10 protein-coding genes are annotated in these 8,299 nt (G+C 47.4%); 8 read left to right on the forward strand and 2 right to left on the reverse strand.

What is annotated here, in order from left to right; genetic code table 11:
- Positions 1-94: 94 nt before the first annotated feature.
- The 4 genes from QNJ26_07190 to QNJ26_07205 all read left to right on the forward strand — a co-directional run bounded on the left by QNJ26_07190 (position 95) and on the right by QNJ26_07205 (position 1,928).
- Positions 95-262 carry a hypothetical protein gene (locus QNJ26_07190; GenBank protein ID MDJ0985312.1) on the forward strand — a complete coding sequence of 56 codons (168 nt, stop codon included), beginning with the start codon at positions 95-97 and terminating at the stop codon, positions 260-262.
- A gap of 56 nt (positions 263-318) precedes the next feature.
- On the forward strand, positions 319-636 hold the full coding sequence (locus QNJ26_07195; GenBank protein ID MDJ0985313.1) for a hypothetical protein: 318 nt from the start codon (positions 319-321) through the stop codon (positions 634-636).
- 216 nt (positions 637-852) lie between these two features.
- A complete protein-coding gene (locus tag QNJ26_07200) occupies positions 853-1,299 on the forward strand; it encodes a hypothetical protein (protein MDJ0985314.1) in 447 nt (148 codons plus the stop codon).
- Between the two features lie 92 nt (positions 1,300-1,391).
- Positions 1,392-1,928, forward strand: coding sequence for a DUF882 domain-containing protein (locus tag QNJ26_07205; GenBank protein ID MDJ0985315.1), 537 nt, complete (start codon positions 1,392-1,394; stop codon positions 1,926-1,928).
- An 8-nt stretch (positions 1,929-1,936) separates the two neighbouring features.
- On the opposite strand, the gene QNJ26_07210 is transcribed toward QNJ26_07205, so the two are convergent.
- Entirely contained in the window at positions 1,937-3,610 is a 1,674-nt protein-coding gene (locus QNJ26_07210; protein ID MDJ0985316.1) for a L,D-transpeptidase family protein, read from the reverse strand.
- 248 nt (positions 3,611-3,858) lie between these two features.
- Here QNJ26_07210 and QNJ26_07215 point away from each other — a divergent pair, with 248 nt between their 5' ends.
- The 4 genes from QNJ26_07215 (at position 3,859) to QNJ26_07230 (ending at position 6,959) form a co-directional block, all read left to right on the forward strand.
- Complete coding sequence (locus QNJ26_07215; GenBank protein ID MDJ0985317.1) at positions 3,859-4,593, forward strand: NAD-dependent deacylase; 735 nt, start codon at positions 3,859-3,861, stop codon at positions 4,591-4,593.
- Positions 4,594-4,602: 9 nt separating this feature from the next.
- The gene (locus QNJ26_07220; GenBank protein MDJ0985318.1) at positions 4,603-4,914 is read left to right on the forward strand and encodes a cupin domain-containing protein; all 312 of its coding nucleotides are present in this window, start codon (positions 4,603-4,605) and stop codon (positions 4,912-4,914) included.
- Between the two features lie 52 nt (positions 4,915-4,966).
- On the forward strand, positions 4,967-5,713 hold the full coding sequence (locus tag QNJ26_07225; protein ID MDJ0985319.1) for an enoyl-CoA hydratase/isomerase family protein: 747 nt from the start codon (positions 4,967-4,969) through the stop codon (positions 5,711-5,713).
- A gap of 202 nt (positions 5,714-5,915) precedes the next feature.
- Entirely contained in the window at positions 5,916-6,959 is a 1,044-nt protein-coding gene (locus QNJ26_07230) for an AI-2E family transporter (GenBank protein MDJ0985320.1), read from the forward strand.
- 370 nt (positions 6,960-7,329) lie between these two features.
- On the opposite strand, the gene QNJ26_07235 is transcribed toward QNJ26_07230, so the two are convergent.
- Positions 7,330-7,938, reverse strand: a complete 609-nt coding sequence (locus QNJ26_07235; protein MDJ0985321.1) for a gliding motility protein — start codon at positions 7,936-7,938, stop codon at positions 7,330-7,332.
- Positions 7,939-8,299 lie beyond the last annotated feature (361 nt).

The raw sequence follows: 8,299 nt of genomic DNA on the forward strand, positions 1-8,299 counted from the left end.
CACTTTTGGGGGCGCGCTGGAAGCGCGTGATATTCCGGCCGGCGAGGGGCGGCTAATTTCAGAGGCACGCGGTGAAATCGAAAAAGACGGCAAAGTGCTCATCATCCGCCGCGTCCATGTTACCTATCGGCTTAAATTAAAAGCAGAGCAGCACGAGACCGCGCAAAAAGTCCATGGCTTTCATGCTGACTTTTGCCCGGTCGCGCGGTCGATCAAAGATAGCATTGATGTAACCACAGAGCTCAAAACAGAAGACGTCTAATCCCCAGGCCAACGGCTATTGACCACTGGCCGCCAGGCACCAAGAGGCATAAAGCAATGGCTGAAATTCGTCTTTACGGCAAGATGCGTCGTTACATAAATGAGTCCAAGGTCGCTTACGGTAACGTGATGACAGTTACACCGCAGCCGCAGGAAACATTGGCACAACTATTCACGCGCCTTGGGATTCCGATTGATGCCATTTATACGATTTTTCTCAACTCAAAGCTGCTGGTTACCCGCAGCAAAATGGCATACTGGATGCGGTATCAACAGGTTCGAAAAGATCCGCTCGATTGGGATCTGGACATCGAGGTCAAGGCAGACGATCGAGTGGGGATTTTTGGAAGAGACATGGCGGCTTTGGTAGTATAAGGCCGAGCATGTGGGTTCTATTTAGAAAGCAATATCTTTAATCAGTCTTATCTTGGTTTCTAATGGAAAACAGAATTGAGAAAATATACCGGTCTTTGGCCATTATTCATTTTTTTCAGTTTGGCTATCTTCGGTTGCGCGTCACTTTCTGAGTCGGATATCAAAGAACCGCATTACCATTGGTCCAGCTTTTTTAACAATGATTGCGGTCCGCTGATGCTATTCAAACAGGATTCCGAAGATGAGGCCAGTCTGGATTACACCTGCTCAAATGGTATCGTCATCAGCCAGTCCGTTCGCCGGCATCAGCGGCAAGGTGACGTTGAACTATGGGCTGCAAAGGATTTGCCCGCAGAACAGCTTTACCAATTGTCCAGGAGCAAATGCCGCGCTTCGCTGATATATCTGGGACCTGCCTATGCGACCATTAAATTTCCCTGTGCCCTTGTCCACCTGACGGTAACCTGTGATAGGGTCAGCAGCAAAACAAAGGATGAAAAGACTGTTGTGCAACTAAAACCCACGAAGGTGATGATCACCTATGGAGACGGAATTCAGGAGTTTCGATTAGAGGAAGATCGTTTGGTGCCGTTAGGCCCCTTTAAACCTTTTAAGACACCACAACCATCATTGCCCGTGACCTCAAAACAAGCGACAGCTTAGCTTACAAGGTGGTTAACAACCAAGGCTTTTATATTTATGGGCGCGCGAGATGAATATCACCGCGTCGAATAATACTTTTTCGGAATCGAACAATGAACCGCTTACGTTATTTGTTAAAATTGATGAGTTGCTTTTTGACGTTGTTTCTTTGCTTGAGCGCATCAGCGGAAGGGGGGCAGTCAGCGACCGGAAGAACACTGTCCTTTTACAATACCCACACCCATGAGCGATTGACGGTCACCTATAAAAATGGCGATGCTTATGTTGCTGAGGCCATGGATAAGATTTCCCTTATCTTACGCGACCACCGTACCGGAGACATCCATCCTATCGATCCTCAATTGATGGACTTTTTATATGACTTGCTGACTGCAGTCGGTAATCACGGCGAGGTACACATTATATCCGGATACCGTTCTCCGAAAACCAACCAGAAGCTGCGGGGACGCAGCAAGGGGGTGGCAGCCCGCAGCCTGCATATGAAAGGCAAAGCCCTTGATTTTCGACTGCCCGGCACCGATACGGCCGTCTTACGTGATACCGCCCGCTCTATGAAGAGAGGCGGCGTTGGGTATTATCGCAAGTTGGACTTTGTGCAGATCGATACCGGCCGCGTGCGCATCTGGTAAGGGTCGCCTCACAGTGTTTTCCTAGTTTTTCCAACCGGGCGTTTTCTGAATTTAAAATCACCGTTCAAACTTCTTAGGACCACAGCGTCTCTCTTATAGGGATCTGTTTTAAATCTCACGCTGCCGTCCGGCTCCGGATCGATAGTCCAGTAAAACAATAACACCGGCACTGGTTTGGGAAGAAAGACGGTCTGAGTTTTCCGGGAGTCAATTACTTGTTTAAAACTCTGCTGGTTCCATTTTTCTGGATCTTTCAGCAAAATTTCAGCCAGCTCAAAAGGCTTTTCAGTTCGAATGCAGCCGGAGCTAAAGGCGCGCTCGCTGCGATGAAACAATGATTTGGCGGGGGTGTCATGAATGTACACCAAGTGATCGTTTGGAAAAATGATCTTAATCAGCCCCAGCGCATTCTTGGGCCCGGGCTCCTGACGCAACTGATAGGGAAAGTTGCGGGCCGTGTATTTTGACCAGTCAATCGTATCTTGATTGACAGTTTTGCCCCGTCGATCAATGGCTGCGATATTGCGTACTTTTAAATAGTTGGGGTCTTTTTTGACAGCCGGCAAGATGTCCTTGGCCAGGATGCCGGGCGGAACCGTCCAGGTTGGATTCAATACGATAAACTTGATCTCCGACTTAAACACCGGCGTGCGGCGATATGGCTTCCCAACCTGAACGCGGCTGGTCCACAAGATCTGATTGTCTTTGTAAACAAAAATTTCGAAGCCGGCAATATCCACGATGACAAACGGGCCCTCGATGGCGTGCAGCACCCATCGAAGTCTTTCCAGGTTAATTCGGATCTGATCAATTTTGGCTTCAACCGGCACATTAAGCTTCTCCAGCGTCTGTTTTCCGACCGCTCCGTCGGCGGTCAGATAGTGTCTTTGCTGAAATTGTATCACGCCTTGCTCAAGCTGATCGTCAAATATGTCAGAATCAGTTGGTCCGGCCGGTAAATCGCCGGACATCTGCAGGCGTTGGCGCAGCAGCAAGATACGGTTGTCCTGCATGCCCTTTTTGAGCGTCGGGCCTGGCGGTACTGACGCCCAACCCCCTGCAGCCTCTATATCGTGATATTTTTTGAGTGCGGTTTTAAATTCGTCGTAAACAATATTGTCTGGGTTTAGCGTTTTAATATCTTCAGCCAGTTTACCCCCTTCCAGTATTTCCTGCATGAAGGCAACCGGCCTGTCATCCTCAATTTGGACTGCCAGGTTCCAGTTCGGGTTTAGGGTTTCAGGATCAACCTTGCCGAAGAAAAGATGATAGCATAAGCGGATGAGGCTATCGGTCAGCAGAATATCATAATCCGCCAAAAGCGCCGGATCATGGTCAGCGCCGGAATCAATGCGGGAGCGTAAATTTTGTAGCCGGGCAAAGTGATAATCATCCGGCTCAAGGCCCTCTTCTTCAATCGTCTTAACGGAACTGAATAGGTCTTCAACATTTTGGGAATTGGTCCACAGGCGCCTAAAACCATTTTTTTCATAGAGCTCGGGCAGAACCGTAACAGATGCAATTTGAGCGCCTTCGATCTGAACGTTTCCGGTGGTGCTGATTTGCTCTGTTTTGCTTTTGATGATTTCTACGATTTGTTGATCACGCGCCTGAGCAAGGCCCGTGCCCAAAATGATATGAACACAAACGATTAAGAAGATTTTGAAAGAGTAGCGGTTCATACGGATATGTCCTTTCTCATAATTTGATGGCTTTTAACCTGCAATACTAAAATTATGCTAAAAGATAATGCCTGCATTTAAATCCGAAACCCCTTTACCCCGATAATTTTTATAGCACGCCGAGCCCAGAAAAAAAGCCGAATTCGGCACTCAAATTGGATTGGGAACCACGCCCAAAAAGCGCTTGAAGGTTCCTGACATTTTTGGGATAGTTGGCCAAAAATTCAATACCAAGGTAGCAGGATGATATGGATGCCATCTATCAGGAAATTGCAGGCCTCATGGTGAATATGAAGTCCTGTGTTGCTCTAACCGGTGCCGGGATTTCTGCCGAAAGCGGTATCCCCACTTTTCGTTCCAAGGGCGGCTTGTGGGAAAAGTATGACCCCATGGTGTATGCCTCTATCGAGACATTTCGAGAGGACCCATCCAAATATTGGACCATCCGCGGTGAATTCATTCGCAACTATGATTCCTACAAAGCAAACATAGCGCATCTGGCTTTGGCGGAGCTGGAGCAAATGGGTATTGTGCGCCATGTGATTACCCAGAACATAGACGGTCTGCATAAAAAAGCCGGCAGTCAAAATGTTACCGAAATTCATGGCAGTCTTAGGGAAACCTATTGCCTGCAATGTCGTAAAGAATATCTGGCCCCAGACGTACCGCAGGGAACGCCGCCTTATTGTGAGTGCGGTGGGGTACTCAAACCCAACACCGTATTGTTTGGCGAGCAGCTGCCTGAAGGCGCTCTGGAAACAGCAGTTCAGGAGGCTGCGACCTGTAAACTGATGCTGGTCATCGGTACATCTGCGGTGGTCCAGCCGGCAGCATCACTGCCCGCTTTGGCTCAGAAAAATGGGGCTAAAATCGTGGAAGTCAATATTGAGCGCGCTTTCCCCAGTGCAGACTTTACGGTCCAAGAAAAGGCCGGCAGCGGCTTATCAGGGATTTTAGAGGCGGTCAAAAGGATTCTGGAATAGGGAGGGAAAATGTCTTTTTGGGATTTGAATAATTTGAAACTGGAAGCTTTTCGGCCTGGAATATTCAGCAAAGCCGAAATCGGCGATGGGCTAATTATGGCATACATGAAGATCGATGCGCATCAGGAAGATACCGGCCATGAGCATTCTTTTGATCAATGCGAAATTGTTGTGAAGGGCCAGATTGAAATGTTTATTGGAGACGAGCGCAAAATTCTGGCAGAAAATGAAACTTATTTTGCGCCCGCGGGGATAAAGCATGGCTGGAAAACTGCAGATAGGCCAGCCATGATATTGGACGTATCCATAAAACAAAACTAGTTTTCTCATTTGATGCCCGCACCCGACGATTGGGAAAATCCAAGGAGAACCCATGGCAAATGTCATCATCGAACCGCAGGAGGACATTGCGGTTTTGCGATTAAACAACGGTGTCACCAACGCCATCAGTCCTGAATTGGTCAATGACCTGCACACAGCACTCCAAAGGGTTAAAACTGAATTTAATGGGATGGTTTTAGCCGGCGGAGACAAATTTTTCTGTATCGGTCTTGATTTGCCGGGTCTGCTTCAATTAGGCCGTGCCGAAATGATTGAATTTTATGGCATGCTTAACCAGGCGGTACTGGATCTGTACACCCTGCCAATGCCGACGGCTTGTGCCATTGCCGGCCATGCCACTGCCGGAGGAGCGGTCTTGGCCCTTGCGACCGATTTCCGGTTCGTTGCAAAGGGACACAAGCTGATCGGGTTTAACGAGGTCAAAATTGGTCTGCCGGTGCCCGGGCTGGCCGATTTAATTTTAAGGCAGATGATCGGCGACCGCCACGCCACTGATCTGATATTTAATGGAGAATTTTTGGAACCTGAACAGGCGCATAAAATTGGCCTGGTGGATGGGGTCCTCTCCATAGAAGAGGTGGAAAAAGAAGCGTGTGCAAAAATTGCGGAGCTGGCGGAATTGCCGCCAGGTGGGCTTGCTCTGGTGAAAAAACATCGTGTTGATGATGTGCGGTCGCGCTATGAGAAAATGCGCGCATCCGAAGCCGATGGATTTTTGGACTGCTGGTTCAAACCATCGGTTCAGGCGCTACTGGCTGAGGTGGCAACTAAATTTTGATCGTTTCAAAATTTTAAGGTGGAATCTCACGAGCGGCAATCCACCAGAGGCGGATCTTCGACCTCGGCAATCGATCAAATTAGGTTTTTGTTCGCTTTTGTAGAATGCGAATATTTACCACTTTGCGGTTGACCCGGTGGGCAGGGTTGCGATAGTGTTTGCCACAAATTTTGCGGTAATATGCGTGGTTTGAGATCTTACGATGGAATTTGACAAAGGCAAGATTACATTTATTTTTTTGGGCATCCTGGTACTGGTTGCCGTGGGTGTTGTGCTAAGAGCCGCGCAATCGGTCATTCTGCCATTGATTATTGCCTGGCTGCTGTCTTTTCTAATCGGACCGGCAATCAATTATATGACGGCCCGCAAAATACCGACTACCTTAGCGGTTATTATCATCCTCGTCATTTTGGTAGGCATTTTTTATCTATCTTTTACATTTTTATATGCACGATTTGCGGCATTTGCCGCCGCTTACCCGAAATACCATGCCCGCTTCACAGAACTGATCACCCTGGTCACCAGTGAATGGAACCTTGGATTTGATCCGCTGGCCGGCATTAATTGGGGACAAAATGTTGGCCGCTTTCTGGCATCACTTTCACGTTCCATCTTTGTTTTTATTTCCCAGCTGGTACTAATCATTATATTTCTGTTCTTTATATTGCTGGGCAAACCTTTTTTTCGCTATAAAATTCTCAAATCTTTTTCAGCCGAAAATGCCGACCAGATCAGCGAGATCACATTTTCCATTACCGGGCAAATCCGGCGCTATCTGTCTTTGCAATTTTTGATCAGTTCGACCACCGGTGTTCTGGTATGGCTGGCGCTGGAATTGATCGGCGTGGATTTTGCCGTTACCTGGGGGGCGCTGGCGTTCTTCCTTAATTTTATTCCTACCATCGGTTCGATCGTGGCTTCCATCCCCCCTGTTTTGCTTGCCCTGGTTCAATATTACCCGTCATTATGGCCCGCTGTCATTACCCTTGTGGCGGTGACCACCATCCAGATGGGCATGGGAAATGCACTGGCGCCAAAGGTTTTGGGTGATCAGTTAAACTTAAGCCCGGTGGTGATTTTGCTGTCGCTTTTATTCTGGGGCTGGTTGTGGGGATTTGTTGGCGCGCTGATATCCATACCCATCGCAGCGGCGATTAAAATCGTTTGTGAAAACATTCAAACCCTGCACCCCATCAGTGTGATGATGGGCTCCGGCAAGACCTATCGGCGCGAGTTTCAAGACTGATCCGACACCCATCAATCAAACCGAATTTAGCTGCTTTCAATTTCCATCTGTACAAAAGATATTTCCATCGGATGATCGGGCGGGGCTAAACCCCGCCCCTACCTCTTAAATTTGCACGATAGCTCCCGCTATCCTGCGGGATTTCACATCTTGTTTGAATACATTAAGGTGTTCAAAAGGCGCGAGGAGGAGAAAAAGCGTAGCGTTATAACATTTTATTTTGGTAAACTTGGTTATAAGTGTTCAGATTTTGTCCGAGGGCAAGGCGAAATTCGGTTCGAAAACGGAGCGTACACGCTAGTACGCGAGTATTTTGGACCGGATTTTAACACCGCCAGCGGGCAAAAGATGGGCATTTATAACCAAGTTTTTACCAGCCGGCCTCTTTTTTGAGGGATCTGAGTAATAGCACCAACGCCGCCTTCAACGTCGCATTCACATTTTCTCCGGTCACGGCGCTGGCGGGAAATGACGGCACCTTGAGCTGATGGTTGTAAGCTTTTTCCATTTCTTCAATGGACATCAGCGGCACGCCTTCGGCAGCAAGGTCGCGCTTGTTGTATTGAAGCACCAGCGGCATTGTCATGATATTGAGGCCGTAGCTTTTTAGATTGATGGCAAGGTCTTTTAGGGAAAGGATGTTTTTTTCGTGGCGGATTTTTAGGGAATCGGCGACAAAAACCAGGCCATCCACACCTTTCAGGACCAGCTTGCGGGTCGAGCTGTACTTCACCTGGCCCGGTACAGTATACAATTGAACCCTGACATCACAGCCCTTTATTTTGCCGATACCCATGGGTACGAAATCAAAAAAGAGGGTCAGATCACCTTTTGTCTTAATGGAGACCATCTCATCGGTCATTAATTTGCGGCTTTTTTGGAAAATATACTGCAAATTAGACGTCTTGCCCCCCCTTCCCGGGCCATAGTATACGAGCTTACACTCTACCTCCCGTTTTTTTAAATTAATAATGGCCATACGCTATGATGTGATAATTCCCTAAATTTTTGATATTATGTATAAAATAGACTAATAAGTTCTAAATACAGTCAGTGATGTTGGTCTCGCCGTGGGTTTTTGCAAAAAACCCATTTATTAAATGATTATAAAAAGTTATCAGAAAAGTGTCAATCTTAAGAAATTTTAATAAATAATTTCAATAACTTATATGGAAATTCGACGATCGCCCCTTTGGTGAAAAAGAGACCATCACAATATTATTGGCATATTGACCCTAAATCTTGAATTTTAGTAGCAGTTTTTGATTTCGGCAACCATTTGCCGGTCAAAGGCAACTGGTTTTCAAGGGGGACTTTTGGGTGCTAAATATCAAGCCGGA

The sequence above is a fragment of the Desulfobacterales bacterium genome, from assembly GCA_030066985.1.
Lineage (GTDB): Bacteria > Desulfobacterota > Desulfobacteria > Desulfobacterales > JAHEIW01 > JAHEIW01.